Source organism: Pseudomonas frederiksbergensis (assembly GCF_003732275.1).
Classification (GTDB): domain Bacteria; phylum Pseudomonadota; class Gammaproteobacteria; order Pseudomonadales; family Pseudomonadaceae; genus Aquipseudomonas; species Aquipseudomonas frederiksbergensis_H.
The window spans coordinates 67,827-82,929 of record NZ_MOBM01000015.1 but is presented as its reverse complement, the minus strand read 5'-3'; the positions used below and the strand labels follow the sequence as shown (position 1 = coordinate 82,929).

Annotated in this window: 14 protein-coding genes; 6 read left to right on the top strand and 8 right to left on the bottom strand. The window is 58.5% G+C overall.

The features are described from left to right. The first annotated feature begins 3 nt into the window (after positions 1-3). The 5 genes from nuoN to BK662_RS12555 all read left to right on the top strand — a co-directional run bounded on the left by nuoN (position 4) and on the right by BK662_RS12555 (position 3,237). On the top strand, positions 4-1,467 hold the full coding sequence (nuoN, locus tag BK662_RS12575; RefSeq protein ID WP_008014910.1) for an NADH-quinone oxidoreductase subunit NuoN: 1,464 nt from the start codon (positions 4-6) through the stop codon (positions 1,465-1,467). Between the two features lie 174 nt (positions 1,468-1,641). Continuing rightward, a complete protein-coding gene (locus BK662_RS35255) occupies positions 1,642-2,025 on the top strand; it encodes a type II toxin-antitoxin system Phd/YefM family antitoxin (RefSeq protein WP_259695906.1) in 384 nt (127 codons plus the stop codon). Next, complete coding sequence (locus BK662_RS12565; protein ID WP_123358328.1) at positions 2,022-2,399, top strand: type II toxin-antitoxin system VapC family toxin; 378 nt, start codon at positions 2,022-2,024, stop codon at positions 2,397-2,399. The genes BK662_RS35255 and BK662_RS12565 overlap by 4 nt, the downstream gene beginning before the upstream one ends. Before the next feature lie 183 nt (positions 2,400-2,582). Next, on the top strand, positions 2,583-2,933 hold the full coding sequence (locus BK662_RS12560) for a type II toxin-antitoxin system RelE/ParE family toxin (RefSeq protein ID WP_123358327.1): 351 nt from the start codon (positions 2,583-2,585) through the stop codon (positions 2,931-2,933). Continuing rightward, on the top strand, positions 2,923-3,237 hold the full coding sequence (locus tag BK662_RS12555) for a helix-turn-helix domain-containing protein (protein ID WP_030130910.1): 315 nt from the start codon (positions 2,923-2,925) through the stop codon (positions 3,235-3,237). The genes BK662_RS12560 and BK662_RS12555 overlap by 11 nt, the downstream gene beginning before the upstream one ends. A 178-nt stretch (positions 3,238-3,415) precedes the next feature. Here the strand turns inward: BK662_RS12555 and BK662_RS12550 are convergent, their stop codons facing one another. The 6 genes from BK662_RS12550 to BK662_RS12520 form a co-directional block, all read right to left on the bottom strand. Next, the gene (locus BK662_RS12550; protein ID WP_123358326.1) at positions 3,416-5,158 is read right to left on the bottom strand and encodes an ABC transporter substrate-binding protein; all 1,743 of its coding nucleotides are present in this window, start codon (positions 5,156-5,158) and stop codon (positions 3,416-3,418) included. A 167-nt stretch (positions 5,159-5,325) separates the two neighbouring features. Then, positions 5,326-5,598 carry a DUF2160 domain-containing protein gene (locus tag BK662_RS12540; RefSeq protein ID WP_032830117.1) on the bottom strand — a complete coding sequence of 91 codons (273 nt, stop codon included), beginning with the start codon at positions 5,596-5,598 and terminating at the stop codon, positions 5,326-5,328. 10 nt (positions 5,599-5,608) lie between these two features. Then, on the bottom strand, positions 5,609-6,409 hold the full coding sequence (locus tag BK662_RS12535) for a carbohydrate ABC transporter permease (protein ID WP_123358324.1): 801 nt from the start codon (positions 6,407-6,409) through the stop codon (positions 5,609-5,611). An 8-nt stretch (positions 6,410-6,417) separates the two neighbouring features. Then, a complete protein-coding gene (locus BK662_RS12530; protein ID WP_123358323.1) occupies positions 6,418-7,284 on the bottom strand; it encodes a carbohydrate ABC transporter permease in 867 nt (288 codons plus the stop codon). Further along, positions 7,281-8,378: an ABC transporter ATP-binding protein gene (locus BK662_RS12525; protein WP_123358322.1), complete on the bottom strand. Its 1,098-nt coding sequence runs from the start codon at positions 8,376-8,378 to the stop codon at positions 7,281-7,283. The genes BK662_RS12530 and BK662_RS12525 overlap by 4 nt, the downstream gene beginning before the upstream one ends. Beyond that, the gene (locus BK662_RS12520; RefSeq protein ID WP_123358321.1) at positions 8,378-9,472 is read right to left on the bottom strand and encodes an ABC transporter ATP-binding protein; all 1,095 of its coding nucleotides are present in this window, start codon (positions 9,470-9,472) and stop codon (positions 8,378-8,380) included. The genes BK662_RS12525 and BK662_RS12520 overlap by 1 nt, the downstream gene beginning before the upstream one ends. A gap of 455 nt (positions 9,473-9,927) precedes the next feature. Here BK662_RS12520 and BK662_RS12510 point away from each other — a divergent pair, with 455 nt between their 5' ends. After that, positions 9,928-11,760, top strand: a complete 1,833-nt coding sequence (locus BK662_RS12510; protein ID WP_123358319.1) for a sigma-54-dependent Fis family transcriptional regulator — start codon at positions 9,928-9,930, stop codon at positions 11,758-11,760. A gap of 218 nt (positions 11,761-11,978) precedes the next feature. Here the strand turns inward: BK662_RS12510 and cysS are convergent, their stop codons facing one another. Then, a complete protein-coding gene (gene cysS, locus BK662_RS12505; protein ID WP_008014309.1) occupies positions 11,979-13,361 on the bottom strand; it encodes a cysteine--tRNA ligase in 1,383 nt (460 codons plus the stop codon). 24 nt (positions 13,362-13,385) lie between these two features. Then, the gene (locus tag BK662_RS12500) at positions 13,386-15,083 is read right to left on the bottom strand and encodes a glutamine--tRNA ligase/YqeY domain fusion protein (protein ID WP_123358318.1); all 1,698 of its coding nucleotides are present in this window, start codon (positions 15,081-15,083) and stop codon (positions 13,386-13,388) included. Between the last annotated feature and the right edge of the window lie 20 nt (positions 15,084-15,103).

Sequence of the window (15,103 nt, the reverse complement as noted above, 5' to 3'; positions counted from 1 at the left end):
GCTATGGAATTCACGACTCAACACTTTATCGCGCTTGCGCCGTTGTTGATCACCAGCGCCACGATCATCGTGGTGATGCTGGCGATCGCATGGCGCCGCAACCACTCACAGACCTTCCTGCTGTCGGTGGCAGGTCTGAACCTGGCTCTGCTGTCGATCCTGCCAGCCCTGAAAGTCGCGCCGCTGGCCGTGACTCCACTGCTGCAGATCGACACCTTCGCTTGCTTGTACATGGCACTGATCCTGGTCGCCACCCTCGCTTGTGTGACTCTCGCCCACGCCTACCTGGGCGATGGCGGTTCGGGTTACCCGGGCAACCGTGAAGAACTTTACCTGCTGATCCTGATGGCCGCCGCCGGTGGCCTGGTACTGGTCAGCGCGCAGCACCTGGCCGGGTTGTTCGTCGGTCTGGAACTGCTCTCGGTACCGGTTTACGGTCTGGTGGCTTACGCCTTCTTCAACAAGCGCTCGCTGGAAGCCGGTATCAAGTACATGGTGCTGTCGGCCGCCGGTTCCGCGTTCCTGTTGTTCGGTATGGCCCTGCTCTACGCCGACGCTGGCAGCCTGAGCTTCAACGGCATCGGTCAGGCCCTGGCGGCCACCGGTCTGCCAAGCTCTCTGGCTCAACTGGGCCTGGGCATGATGCTGATCGGCCTGGCGTTCAAGTTGTCGCTGGTACCGTTCCACCTCTGGACCCCGGACGTTTACGAAGGTGCTCCGGCACCGGTGGCAGCGTTCCTGGCCACCGCGTCGAAAGTCGCTGTGTTCGCGGTGATGGTGCGTTTGTTCCAGATCTCGCCAGCAGCGAGCAGCGGTGTGCTGAGCGACGTACTGACCATCATCGCCATCGCGTCGATCCTGTTCGGTAACCTGCTGGCACTGACCCAGAGCAACCTCAAGCGTCTGCTGGGTTACTCGTCCATCGCCCACTTCGGCTACCTGCTGATCGCCCTGGTGGCGAGCAAAGGCCTGGCCGTGGAAGCCATCGGCGTGTACCTGGTCACCTACGTGATCACCAGCCTCGGCGCGTTCGGCGTGATCACCCTGATGTCCTCGCCGTACAACGGCCGTGACGCGGATGCCCTGTACGAATACCGCGGCCTGTTCTGGCGCCGTCCGTACCTGACCGCCGTCCTGACCGTGATGATGCTGTCCCTGGCCGGTATCCCGCTGACCGCGGGCTTCATCGGCAAGTTCTACATCATCGCTACCGGTGTCGAATCACACCAATGGTGGTTGGTCGGCTCCCTGGTACTGGGCAGCGCCATCGGCGTCTTCTACTACCTGCGTGTGATGGTCACCCTGTACTTGATGGAACCGAACCTGCGTCGCCACGATGCCCAGCTGCACTGGGAACAACGTGCAGGCGGCGTGATGCTGCTGGCGATTGCTGTACTGGCGTTCTTCCTCGGCCTGTATCCACAGCCGCTGCTGAACCTGGTTCAGCAGTCGGGGTTGGCGGGTTGAGCGCTTAAGCGATACTCGGTAACAAACAAAAACGGCACCTTCGGGTGCCGTTTTTGCGTTTGGGGATTGCTCTCCCCTTTCTCGGAAAGGGACTGCGAAGACATCAGCATTGGCTGACATCCGGCAGCTGCTACTGAGCGCTAAGGTGGGTGAAGAGCTAATCAGGAGCATCCAATGAAGCTAGAAATTCTTTCGAGGTCGGAAAATGGTTTTGAATTCACCGCTCACTCGACACATAACAGTTTGACCTATCGTCCTCTCGCCTTTGCCGCCTCCAAATATTTTGGCTATATTTGTCCAGAATATGCAGGAGGACTTATGATCATCGTTCCGTTAGCCGAAGCAAAAAACAATTTGTCCAAGCTCGTCGATGACGCGGCAGCCGGGCAGATCATCACTATTGCCAAACATGGGCGAGCCCTTGCCCGATTAGTCCCCGTGGGCAAGCCCTGCGGACGTCGTATCGGCGCAATGAAAGGCAAACTGGTTCTCGCTGACGACTTTGACGCGCCGCTTCCCGACGAAATGCTGGATGCTTTTGAGGGAACTCACGAATGAGGGTTTTGCTCGACACACATATCTTGCTTTGGACGCTCAGTGATGACCCCAAACTATCTGGCAAAGCCAGAAAGTTAATTGAGAATGCTGCCGATATTTACATCAGTGCAGCGACATTCTGGGAGATGGCGATCAAGGTTGGACTAGGAAAGCTAGACGTTGACCTGGAGGAAATCCGGCAGTACAGCCTCGAAAGCGGTTTCATCGAACTACCAGTGACCTCAGAACACGCCATAGCAGTGAAAGACCTCGAACATCACCACCGTGACCCATTCGATCGGCTCATTGTTGCAACGGCCATGACAGAGCCAATGAAACTGCTCACCGCGGACCCATTGGTGGCCAGGTACACAGATTTAGCAATTTTGGTTTAACCGGTCCGCCTCTCCCCCTCTCCTCCCCGATATCCAGAATCGCCTCGCGGGTGAATCAGCCGCGTCCTACATCCCGATCCTGCCTTCGACTTTAACGTAATGACTTGACCGAATTGGGCAGGAACAGAAGCCTTGACCTATTCGATTCTTGTGATAGAAATATACGCAGGTAACGTACAGAACATGGACGCTCTTTTTATCGAATTACCCGTATTTCAAAAGCATCGAAGTGACTACCTGGATGATGATCTGTTTCATCGGCTCCAGCAGGAACTGCTGCAAAACCCGGAAGCGGGAGATGTCGTCGAAGGCACCGGAGGTCTGCGCAAAATTCGAGTGGTGGATGAGCGGCGAAACAAGGGCAAGCGCGGTGGACTGAGGGTGATCTATTACTGGTGGTCCGGCTTCGACCAATTCTGGCTCTTTACCCTGTATGGCAAAAACGAACAGGACGATCTGACGCCACAACAGAAAAAACTGCTTAAAGAAATGCTTTATCGAGAAATCAAAGCGAGAACGAGCGATGAAACGTGACATTTTTTCCGAGCTGGTAGAGGGGTTTGAAGCCTTGGCCGATGAGCGCCAGGGTAAGGTCACTCTACGCACGCACAAAGTAAAACTGGCCAAACTGGCTCCGATTACGGCAGAGGAAGTGGTTGGCATCCGCCAGCAACTGAATCTCTCCCGACCGGTGTTTGCGATGTACTTGCGCACCAACACCCGGACGCTGGAGAACTGGGAGCAAGGACGGGCGAAACCTAATGCTCAGGCGACAACACTGATCCGACTGGTTGAGCGCTTTCCGGAGACGGTTCAACAACTGGCGGCGCTGACCTGAAGTGTTTGCGGCGTTTTCAATGACGCCATCGCGAGCAGGCTCGCTCCCACAGGGGGTCACGTTCTGTCAGAAAGAATGCAGTTCAATTGTGGGAGCGAGCCTGCTCGCGATGGCGGTGGAACAGGCACAAACAAAAACGGCACCTTACGGTGCCGTTTGCGTTTCATAGTCCAGCTGTTTACTTACGCGCCGCCTCCCACGATTTCAGCAGCTCGGCATAGCTCACGGTTTCGCCTTTAGGCTTCTCGTTCGCCAGTTTCGCTTTCGGCGCACCCGGCTGATCGAACCAGTACTGCGCATCCCGCTCCGGATTCATTTTCGGCCCGCAGGTCGGTTGTACCTTGGAGCGCTCCAGACGGGTCATGATCGCATCCTGATCCTTGGCCAGACCGTCCAGTGCCTGTTGTGGCGTTTTCTCGCCACTGGCCGCTTCCGCGATGTGGCTCCACCACAGTTGCGCCAAACGAGGATAGTCCGGCACGTTGGTCCCGGTCGGAGTCCACTGCACGCGGGCCGGGCTGCGATAGAACTCCACCAGACCACCAAGTTTCGGTGCCAGGTCGGTCATGGCTTGCGAGTTGATATCCGATTCGCGGATCGGGGTCAGGCCGACAATGGTTTTCTTCAGGGATACGGTTTTCGACGTCACGAACTGCGCGTACAGCCAGGCCGCGAGTTTTTGCTTTTCAGGCGTGGACTTGAGGAAGGTCCAGGAACCGGCGTCCTGATAACCGAGCTTCATCCCCTCCTCCCAGTACGGACCTTTCGGCGAGGGTGCCATGCGCCATTTCGGCGTGCCGTCGGCATTCATCACCGGCAGACCGGGTTTGGTCATGTCGGCGGTAAACGCGGTGTACCAGAAGATCTGCTGAGCGATGTTGCCTTGGGACGGCACCGGGCCAGACTCGGAGAAGGTCATGCCCGCCGCTTCCGGTGGCGCGTATTTCTTCAGCCAGTCGACGTACTTGGTGGTTGCATAGACCGCCGCCGGGCCGTTGGTGTCGCCGCCGCGGGTCACGCTGGAACCGACCGGATGGCAGTCTTCGACACGGATGCCCCACTCGTCCACCGGCAAGCCGTTGGGAATGCCCTTGTCGCCAGCGCCGGCCATGGAGAACCAGGCATCGGTAAAGCGCCAGCCGAGGGACGGGTCTTTCTTGCCGTAGTCCATGTGCCCGTAGATGCGTTTGCCGTCGATTTCCTTGACGTCTTCGCTGAAGAATTTGGCGATGTCTTCATAGGCCGACCAGTTCACCGGTACGCCCAGTTCATAACCGTATTTTTCTTTGAATTTCGCTTTCAGGTCCGCCCGCTCGAACCAGTCGGCGCGGAACCAGTAGAGGTTGGCGAACTGCTGGTCGGGCAGTTGATAGACTTTACCGTCCGGCGCGGTGGTGAACGAGATGCCGATAAAGTCTTTGATGTCCAGCGTCGGAGAGGTGTAGGCCTTGCCTTCGTTGGCCATCAGGTCGGTGATCGATTCGGTCTTGCCGTAGCGAAAGTGCGTACCGATCAGGTCCGAGTCGTTGACCCAGCCGTCATAGATGTTCTTGTCCGATTGCATCTGGGTCTGCAGCTTTTCCACCACATCGCCTTCCTGCAGCAAGTCGTGGGTCAGCTTGATCCCGGTGATCTCGGTGAAAGCCTTGGCCAGCACCTTGGATTCATATTCGTGGGTGGCAATGGTTTCCGAAACCACCTTGATGTTCATCCCGCGAAACGGCTCGGACGCTTTGATGAACCACTTCAGCTCTTCGAGCTGCTGGGCTTCGGTCAGGGTGGACGGTTTGAACTCGCTGCCAATCCATTTCTTGGCGGCGTCTTCATAGGCATCGGCCCAGGCCGCAGCGCTCAACCCGCTGAGTGCCAGCATGGCTGCCAATGAAACGCTATGTCGCAGCTTATTGTTTTTGTCGAACATAAGACCTCCTGTTTAGGTTTCGGAGCAGGCTCTGTACGAGAACTGCCTGCGCGTCGACCATGCCGCGTTAAAAACAGACTCGGAATGCTCATTGACCAAAGTCAACTCCGCTACCTCGCCCGTTTTTGCCTTGCCTGATCGCCGCTCGGCGAGTTCTCGTACAGACCCTATCCCCAGCGCATCACAGCCAACAGCCACACCAGGGACAACGCGAACGCTACCCAGATGCTCCAGTCGGTGACGCCGATTACCAGCAAATGCAGGTAGGCGCTGCCGAGAAGACCGATAAACAGCCGATCGCCACGGGTAGTGGCAATCGGCAAAAAACCACGCCGAGGGATACTCGGCGAACGCAATTCCCAGGTCGTCATGCCCGTCAGGATCAAGGCAATGACGCTGAAGAACGCCGCCGTGGGGCCAGTCCAACTCATCCATTCCATCATCAGTTCCTCATACCCGGCCCAGGGCAAAGCCCTTGGCCACGTGGTTGCGAACAAACCAGATCACCAGCATGCCCGGCAGGATGGTCAACACCCCCGCAGCCGCCAGCACACCCCAGTCGATGCCGGACGCCGAGACCGTGCGGGTCATCACCGCCGCGATGGGTTTGGCGTTCACCGAGGTCAGGGTTCGCGCCAGCAGCAGCTCGACCCAGGAAAACATGAAGCAGAAAAACGCCGTGACGCCGATCCCGGAGCCGATCAGCGGGACGAAGATCTTCACGAAGAACTTGGGGAAACTGTAGCCGTCAATGTAGGCGGTTTCGTCAATTTCCTTGGGAACGCCGGACATGAAGCCCTCAAGAATCCACACCGCCAACGGCACGTTGAACAGACAGTGCGCCAACGCCACCGCGATGTGGGTATCGAACAACCCGATCGAGGAATACAGCTGAAAGAACGGCAGCAGAAACACCGCTGGCGGCGCCATGCGGTTGGTCAGCAGCCAGAAGAACAGGTGCTTGTCGCCGAGAAAACGATAGCGCGAAAACGCATACGCCGCCGGCAGCGCCACGCTCAGGGAAATCAGCGTGTTGAAACTCACGTAGTACAGCGAGTTGAGGTAACCGGTGTACCAGCTCGGGTCGGTGAAGATCACCTTGTAGTTGGCGAAAGTGAAATCCTGGGGAAACAGCGTCAGACCTCCGAGGATTTCGGTGTTGCTCTTGAAGGACATGTTCAGCAGCCAGTAGATCGGCACCAGCAGGAACAGGATGTAGATCAGCAATGGAATCAGCTTTCTCTTGCTCATGGCAGGCCTCACCGATTGGCGTCAGAGTGAGTCATGGCGGTGTAGAACAGCCACGACACCAACAGGATGATCAGGAAGTACACCAGCGAGAAAGCCGCCGCCGGGCCAAGGTCGAATTGCCCTACGGCCATTTGGGTCAAGGTCTGACTCAAGAAGGTCGTGGCATTGCCCGGACCGCCCCCCGTCAGCACGAACGGCTCGGTGTAGATCATGAAACTGTCCATGAACCGCAGCATCACCGCGATCAGCAGCACGCTCTTGAGCTTGGGCAACTGGATGTGTCGGAAAACCGCCCAAGCCGACGCTCGATCAATCCGCGCCGCCTGGTAATACACGTCTGGAATCGCCCGCAAACCGGAGAAACACAACAGCGCCACCAGCGACGTCCAGTGCCACACGTCCATCACCAACACCGTGACCCAGGCGTCCATGGTGTTGGATGCATAGTTGTAGTTCAGGCCCATGGCCTTGAGGCTGGCGCCGAGCAGACCAATGTCCGCGCGGCCGAAAATCTGCCAGATGGTGCCGACCACGTTCCAAGGGATCAGCAGCGGAATCGCCAGAATGATCAACACCAGCGACGACCAGCGGCCCTTGATCGGCATGGTCAGGGCGATGGCGATGCCCAACGGGATTTCGATCAGCAACACGCAGCCGGAGTAGATGAACTGGCGCAGCAGCGAGTCATGCAACCGTGGGTCGAGCAGCACCTGCCTGTACCAGTCGGCGCCAACGAAGTAGCGGCTCGACTGGTCGAAGATGTCCTGCACCGAGTAGTTGACCACGGTCATCATCGGGATCACCGCACTGAACGCCACCAGCAGGAACACCGGCAACACCAGCCACCAGGCCTTGTTGTTCTGCACCTTGTTCATGGCTGGACCTCCAGCAGGTAATCATCGGCGTAGACCATCAGCCATTGCGCCGGAAAACTGATGTACGCCGTGCCTTCGGGCACCGGTTTGTCTTCGGCCAGGCGTACTTTCAGCGGCGCGCCGTCGAGGTTCAGGGTCATGATCTTGTAGGTGCCCAAGTCTTCGACGTGTACGACCTGTGCCTGCATCGCGTCATCAAAGGGTTCTTCCCACACATGAACGAACTCCGGACGGATGCCGACTTTCAGGGCTTTCCATTCGGTGTCGGCGATTCGTTTCTGCATCGCGTCGGACAACGGCAAGTGGGTGCCGGCAAAACCGACACCGCCGGCCTGTGGCTGGACCTCGATCAGGTTCATCCCCGGGCTGCCGATGAAATAGCCGACAAAGGTGTGGCTCGGCCGCTCGAACAACTCCCGTGGCGTACCGAACTGCACGATTTGGCCGCCATACATCACCGCGATCTTGTCAGCGAAGGTCGAGGCTTCGAGCTGATCGTGGGTGACATAGACCATGGTGATGTTGAACTGCTCGTGGATCTGCTTGAGCTTGCGCCGCAGCTTCCACTTCAAATGCGGGTCGATCACCGTCAGCGGTTCATCGAAGAGGATCGCCGACACGTCATCGCGCACCAGCCCACGGCCCATGGAGACTTTCTGTTTTTCATCGGCGGTGAGGTTGCGCGCCTTCTTGTGCAGCAACGCCTGAAGGTCGAGGACTTCGGCGATTTCATGCACCTTGCTGTAAATTTTCGCTTCAACCATGCCCTGATTGCGCAACGGGAAGGCCAGGTTATCGAACACCGTCATGGTGTCGTAGACCACCGGAAACTGGAAAACCTGGGCGATGTTGCGCTTTTCCGGGGTCAGTTCGTTGACCACTTTACTGTCGAACAGCACTTGGCCCTGGGACGGGCTGAGCAACCCGGAAATGATGTTGAGCAGGGTCGACTTGCCGCACCCCGAAGGCCCGAGCAACGCATAAGCACCGCCCTGCTCCCAGACATGGTCCATCTCGCGGATCGCGTAATCCTCGGGGCCGGTCGGCGTTGAGGTGTAGCTGTGGGCAAGGCTCTGCAAACGGATTTCGGCCATCAGGCAACCCTCGCAATGCGGCGACCGGGCGCCTGAACCAGCCGCCCCTGCATATCGAACACAAACAGTTTATGGGTCGGGATATAGATGCGAATCGGCGCGTCGACGTCGTATTCGTGAACACCCGGCAAGTGCAGCACCAGCAGGAAATACTCATTGCGCACGTGCAGGAAGGTTTCCGAACCGCTGATCTCCGCCACCTCGACAGTTACCGCCAGTTCGAGGTCATCGTCGTTGCTCGGCACCAGCGAGATATGGCTGGGGCGCACGCCGAAACGGAACTCGCCCTCGCCCACCGGTCGCAGATCGACGTTCAACGGGAAATGCACAAAATTGGCGAAACTGACTTCGTTGCCGGCGATACGCCCTGGCATCAGGTTGATCGGCGGTTCGGAGAACAACTCCGCCGCCAGCACAGTTTGCGGCTGGTGATAAACCTCGGAGGACTTGCCGCTCTGAATCACCCGACCTTCGTGAAGAATCGTGGTGGTACCGCCCAGCGCCAGGGCTTCGTTGGGTTCCGTGGTGGCGTAAATCGCGATGGTGTGCCGGGCCTTGAACAGCTCGCGCATTTCCTGGCGCAGCTCTTCGCGCAGCTTGTAGTCGAGGTTGACCAGCGGCTCGTCGAACAGAATCAGCTCGGCATCCTTGACCAGCGCGCGGGCCATCGCCGTACGCTGCTGTTGGCCGCCGGAGAGTTCCAGAGGATGGCGCTGGAGGAATTTCTCGATGCGCAGCATCTTCGCGGTTTCCAGCACTTTGCTCTGGATCAGCTCATTGGAAACGCCGGACTGACGCAGCGGCGAGGCGATGTTCTCGAACACCGTCATGGTCGGGTAATTGATGAACTGCTGATAAACCATCGACACATTGCGCAGACGCACCGGGCGCTGGGTGACGTCGACGCCATTCATCAGGATGCGGCCGCTGTCGGGCTTGTCCAGACCGGCCATCAGGCGCATGAGGCTGGTTTTGCCGGACAGCGTGCGACCGAGCAAAACGTTGAACGATCCGGGTTCGAAGTTGAGGCACGCATCGTCGATCCAGGTCTGGCCCTCGACGGTACGGCTGACGTGCTCCAGGATTAGTGACATGGCTCGGCCTTTTTATTATTGGAGTCAAGCGACCTGAGCACTACAGCGACATTCGTGCCAGAAATCCCAAGCGGTTGATCTGGCTTTAAAAACACGAAAAAGAGGGGAAAACCGCGTTCGTTGCTGAACAGAAATGAACAACTGCGACTGAACAATTGAACAGTTCAAAGATTGACAATGAACAAATGTGAACAACACTCTACTGATGCTTTTTGCGCGGCCCGCCGCATTCATCTCGTGATGAACGCGGCCACCGTAGGAGCTGCCGAAGGCTGCGATCTTTTGACTTTTAGCGTCTGTGCAAACGCCGAAGATCAAAAGATCGCAGCCTTCGGCAGCTCCTACAGGTATTGTTTTCGGCGTGATATCACGGCGGCCCAAAGAGGCTCTGTGGCGTGTTGAACGTTTTGCAAAACCCATAAAAACAATAAAAGCTTGCTCAGAGATCGACTGCCATGGCCGCACCCGCCCCGCCGCTCTCCCACGACGCCATCATCCAGGACTCCTGGTCTCGCTGCCGCGCGTTCGGGCTTGATCATCAGAGCGCGCCGGCGTTCGATCAGTTGCCGGCCGATGGCATCGCCCAGTTGCTGGAGAGCCAGCATTCACTGGTGCAGACCACCCATCAGGAAGTCCTGCCGTATTACGAGAACATCCTCAGCAACTCCAATTGCCTGATCATGCTTGCCGATAATCAGGGCCAAGTGCTGACGTCCTGGGGCACCCAGCGCTTCATCGAGCCGAGCCTGACCCGCGGTTTCAGCGCCGGCGCCAGCTGGATGGAACGTTGCAGCGGGACCAATGCGATCGGCACCGCGCTGGCTTGCGAACAGGCCGTGCATATCGAACATGATGAACATTTTCTCAAGGCCAACCGCTTCATGACCGGTTCCGCCGCACCGATTTTCGATGCCGAGCGCAAAGTGATCGCGGTGCTGGATGTGTCCAGCGACAGCTATCTGCCTCCATCGCACACCCTGGGCATGGTCAAGATGATGAGCCAGACCGTGGAGAACCGGTTGATCCTCAACCTGTTCCATGGCCAGCATTTCCAGCTGACCTTCAACACCGGGCTGAACAACCTCGACAGCCAATGGGCCGGGCTACTGATTTTCGATGAAACCGGTCAGGTGCTGTCGGCCAATCGCCGGGCCGACAACCTGCTGGGCATCAGCCTGTCGCGGGTCAGCGTCGAAAGCCTGTTCAAAGTCTCTTTGCTGGAACTCCTGAACCAGCCGGACGGCCTGCCGTTTGCCCTGCAGGCCTCGGGGCGCAACCGTTTTCAATGCCTGTTGAAACGGCCAAAACTAGCGCCGATTCAAGCCCGAGTGTTTGCCGAAGCCACAGTGGTGGCGGCCGCCGCGATCAGCCTCAACACCCTGCATTTTGGCGATAGCCGCGTGGAAAAAGCCGTGCGCCAGGCCGAACGCTTGCTGGAAAAGGACATTCCCCTGTTGATCCACGGCGAAACCGGAGTCGGCAAGGAAGTCTTCGTCAAAGCCCTGCATCAGGCCAGCTCTCGCAGCAAACAGCCGTTCATTGCCGTCAACTGTGCCGCGATCCCCGCCGAACTGGTGGAGTCCGAGCTGTTTGGCTACGAAAAAGGCGCGTTCACCGGCGCCAATCAGAAAGGCAGCATCGGGCTGATCCGCAAGGCCGACAAAGGCACTCTGTTTCTCGATGAAATCGGCGACATGCCGCTGCCGACCCAGGCCCGGCTGCTGCGGGTGTTGCAAGAACGTTGCGTGCAACCGGTGGGCAGCAGCGAGTTGTTCCCGGTGGACATTCGGATCATTTCAGCGACTAACCGCTCGTTGCGCGAGCAGGTTCAGCTGGGGCGGTTTCGTGAGGATTTGTATTACCGGATCGGTGGTTTGACCCTGGAACTGCCGCCGCTACGGGAACGCAGCGATAAAGAAGCGCTGTTCAAACGGCTGTGGGAACAGCACCGCGAACCGAGCCAATGGGCTGGCTTGAGCCGTGAAGTGATGGAGCTGTTCAGCCGTCATCCGTGGCCGGGGAATTTGCGCCAGGTCAGCAGTGTGATGCAGGTGGCGCTGGCCATGGCCGAGGAACAACCCGTACGGCCGGAGCATTTGCCGGATGATTTTTTTGTCGATCTGGAGATGGAGCCAGTGGATTCGCCGGAGCCGATAGCGGTTGATTTGAATGATGCCGAGGAATTGAATCGGCAATTGCAGGCGGCTGGGGGGAATATTTCGCACCTGGCACGGCGGTTGGGGGTTAGCCGGAATACCCTGTACAAGCGGTTGCGCCAGGTTGAGTAACGAGTGAACCGCACTGGCGGCGTTCGGCTTGAGAACATCGCGAGCAGGCTCGCTCCCACAGGGGACTTGTGTCGTACACAGAACTCAAACATAGCGAAGATCCAGTGTGGGAGCGAGCCTGCTCGCGATGGCGTCTGCCAAAACACTCCCATACTTACACCCTGCACATAAACAAAAACCCGCACAAGGCGGGTTTTGTTTTGTAGCAAACGCTGCGATCAGTCAGCCAATCGCCAGGTCGTCCCGCCCTTGCCGTCTTCCAGCACCACGCCCATGGCGGTGAGCTGGTCGCGGATGCGGTCGGATTCGGCCCAGTCCTTATTGGCACGAGCCGTCAAACGAGCCTGGATCAGTGCATCGACCTCAGCCGCATCGACCCGCCCTTCGGCACCGGCCTGCAGGAAGTCATCGGCTTCGAGTTGCAACACACCGAGCACGCTGGCCAATTCCTTCAAGCGTGCCGCCAGACCGGCCGCAGCATCAAGATCGCTCTCGCGCAGGCGGTTGATCTCGCGGACCATCTCGAACAGCACCGCACAGGCTTCCGGCGTGCCGAAGTCGTCGTTCATCACCTGAGTGAAACGCTCGACGAAGGCTTCGCCACCGGCTGGCGCCACGTTCGGCAGGCCTTTCAACGCATGGTAGAAACGCTCGAGCGCGCCTTTGGCGTCCTTGAGGTTGTCTTCCGAATAGTTGATCGCGCTGCGGTAGTGGCTCGACACCAGCAGGTAACGCACGACTTCCGGGTGGTACTTTTCCAGCACGTCGCGAATGGTGAAGAAGTTGTTCAAGGACTTGGACATCTTCTCGCCATTGATGCGAATCATGCCGCAATGCATCCACGCGTTGGCGTAGGTCTTGCCGGTGGCTGCTTCGCTCTGGGCGATTTCGTTTTCATGGTGCGGGAACTCGAGGTCGCTGCCGCCGCCATGAATGTCGAAGGTCTCGCCGAGGCAGCAGGTCGACATCACCGAGCACTCGATGTGCCAGCCCGGACGACCGTCGCCCCACGGCGAAGGCCAGCTCGGTTCGCCCGGCTTGGCGCCTTTCCACAGCACGAAGTCCAGCGGGTCCTGTTTCGACTCGTCGACTTCGATCCGTGCGCCGATGCGCAGGTCTTCGATCTTCTTGCGCGACAGCTTGCCGTAGCCCATGAACTTGGCGACGCGGTAGTACACGTCGCCATTGCCCGGTGCGTAGGCGTAACCCTTGTCGATCAAGGTCTGGATCATGCTCTGCATGCCAGCGATATGATCGGTGGCCCGCGGTTCCATGTCCGGCTTGAGGATGTTGAGGCGCGCCTCGTCCTCGTGCATCGCAGTAATCATGCGCTCGGTCAGCACGTCGAACGGCTCGCCGTTCTCCTTCGCTCGATTGATGATCTTGTCTTCGATGTCGGTGATGTTGCGCACATAGGTCAGGTTATAACCGCTGAACCGCAACCAGCGGGTCACCAGGTCGAACGCGACCATGCTGCGGCCATGGCCAATGTGGCAGTAGTCATACACGGTCATCCCGCAGACGTACATGCGTACATTGTTGCCATCCAGAGGCTTGAAGACTTCTTTGCTCTTGGTGAGCGTGTTGTAGATCGTAAGCACGAATGCTCCTTCCTTAACGCTGAATCACTGGCCCCACGAATCGCGCAGGGTCACGGTACGGTTGAACACCGGATGACCGGGCTTCGAGTCCTTGATATCCGCGACGAAGTAACCTTCGCGCTCGAACTGGAAACGGTCTTCCGGCTGTGCATTGCCAAGCGAAGGCTCGGCACGACAACCGGTGAGAACTTGCAGCGAGTCAGGGTTGATGTTGTCCAGGAAACTGGCGCTGTCTTCGGCTTTCTCCGGGTTCGCGGAACGGAACAGGCGATCGTACAGACGCACTTCGCATTCGACGCTGGCCGCGGCCGGCACCCAGTGCACCACGCCTTTGACCTTGCGGCCTTCAGGGTTCTTGCCCAGGGTTTGCGGATCGTAAGAGCAACGCAGTTCGACGATGTTGCCCTCGGCGTCCTTGATCGCTTCGTCGGCACGGATCACGTAGCTGCCGCGCAGACGCACTTCGCCGTTCGGCTCCAGGCGCTTGTAGCCTTTTGGCGGCTCTTCCATGAAGTCTTCACGGTCGATGTAGAGCTCACGGGCGAACGGCAGAACGCGCACGCCCATGTCTTCTTTCGGGTGGCACGCCAATTCGAGATTTTCGACCTGGCCTTCCGGGTAGTTGGTGATCACGACTTTCAGCGGACGCAATACGCACATGGCGCGCGGGGCGCTGTGGTCGAGGTCGTCACGGATGCTGAATTCGAGCATGCCGAAATCGACGACGCCGTCGGAACGGTTGGTGCCGATCATTTCACAGAAGTTGCGGATCGATTTCGGCGTGTAGCCACGGCGGCGGAAGCCCGACAGCGTGGACATGCGCGGATCGTCCCAGCCATGAACGTGCTTTTCATCAACCAGTTGCTTGAGCTTGCGCTTGCTGGTGATGGTGTAGTTCAGGTTCAGACGGCTGAACTCGTACTGACGCGGGTGCGCCGGCACGGGCAGGTTGTCGAGGAACCAGTCGTACAGCGGGCGGTGGCTTTCGAACTCCAGGGTGCAGATCGAGTGGGTGATGCCTTCGATGGCATCCGACTGACCGTGGGTGAAGTCGTAGTTCGGGTAGATGCACCACTTGTCGCCGGTCTGGTGGTGATGCGCGTGACGGATGCGATACATGATCGGGTCGCGCAGGTTCATGTTCGGCGAGGCCATGTCGATCTTGACCCGCAGCACGCGTGCGCCGTCCGGGAACTCGCCGGCGCGCATGCGGGCGAACCAGTCCAGGTTTTCTTCCACGGAGCGGTCGCGGAACGGGCTGTTTTTGCCCGGTTCGGTCAGGCTGCCACGGTATTCCTTGGCCTGCTCAGGACTCAGGTCGTCGACATAGGCCTTGCCGGCCTTGATCAGCTCAACCGCCCAGTCGTGTAACTGGTCGAAATACTGCGAGGCATAGCGCACTTCACCGGACCATTTGAAGCCCAGCCATTTGACGTCGCTTTCGATCGCGTCGATGTATTCCTGGTCTTCCTTGGCCGGGTTGGTGTCGTCGAAACGCAGGTGCGTGACGCCGCCGAATTCCTGGGCCAGACCGAAGTTCACACAGATCGACTTGGCGTGACCGATGTGCAGGTAGCCGTTGGGCTCAGGCGGGAAACGGGTGACGATCTGCGTGTGCTTACCCGAGTCCAGGTCCGCCTGGATGATCGGGCGCAGGAAATTGACCGGCACGGCAGGGCCAGTCTTGGAATTCGAGGTAGGGTCGACAGTGGGCTTGCTCATAGGATCCTTGAACGTACAAG

Coding starts and splice junctions, on each gene's coding strand:
- nuoN (WP_008014910.1), top strand. CDS start 4: ATGGAATTCACGACTCAACACTTTATCGCGCTTGCGCCGTTGTTGATC.
- BK662_RS12560 (WP_123358327.1), top strand. CDS start 2,583: ATGGACGCTCTTTTTATCGAATTACCCGTATTTCAAAAGCATCGAAGT.
- BK662_RS35255 (WP_259695906.1), top strand. CDS start 1,642: ATGAAGCTAGAAATTCTTTCGAGGTCGGAAAATGGTTTTGAATTCACC.
- BK662_RS12555 (WP_030130910.1), top strand. CDS start 2,923: ATGAAACGTGACATTTTTTCCGAGCTGGTAGAGGGGTTTGAAGCCTTG.
- BK662_RS12550 (WP_123358326.1), bottom strand. CDS start 5,158: ATGTTCGACAAAAACAATAAGCTGCGACATAGCGTTTCATTGGCAGCC.
- BK662_RS12500 (WP_123358318.1), bottom strand. CDS start 15,083: ATGAGCAAGCCCACTGTCGACCCTACCTCGAATTCCAAGACTGGCCCT.
- BK662_RS12530 (WP_123358323.1), bottom strand. CDS start 7,284: ATGAACAAGGTGCAGAACAACAAGGCCTGGTGGCTGGTGTTGCCGGTG.
- BK662_RS12525 (WP_123358322.1), bottom strand. CDS start 8,378: ATGGCCGAAATCCGTTTGCAGAGCCTTGCCCACAGCTACACCTCAACG.
- BK662_RS12510 (WP_123358319.1), top strand. CDS start 9,928: ATGGCCGCACCCGCCCCGCCGCTCTCCCACGACGCCATCATCCAGGAC.
- BK662_RS12540 (WP_032830117.1), bottom strand. CDS start 5,598: ATGGAATGGATGAGTTGGACTGGCCCCACGGCGGCGTTCTTCAGCGTC.
- BK662_RS12535 (WP_123358324.1), bottom strand. CDS start 6,409: ATGAGCAAGAGAAAGCTGATTCCATTGCTGATCTACATCCTGTTCCTG.
- BK662_RS12565 (WP_123358328.1), top strand. CDS start 2,022: ATGAGGGTTTTGCTCGACACACATATCTTGCTTTGGACGCTCAGTGAT.
- BK662_RS12520 (WP_123358321.1), bottom strand. CDS start 9,472: ATGTCACTAATCCTGGAGCACGTCAGCCGTACCGTCGAGGGCCAGACC.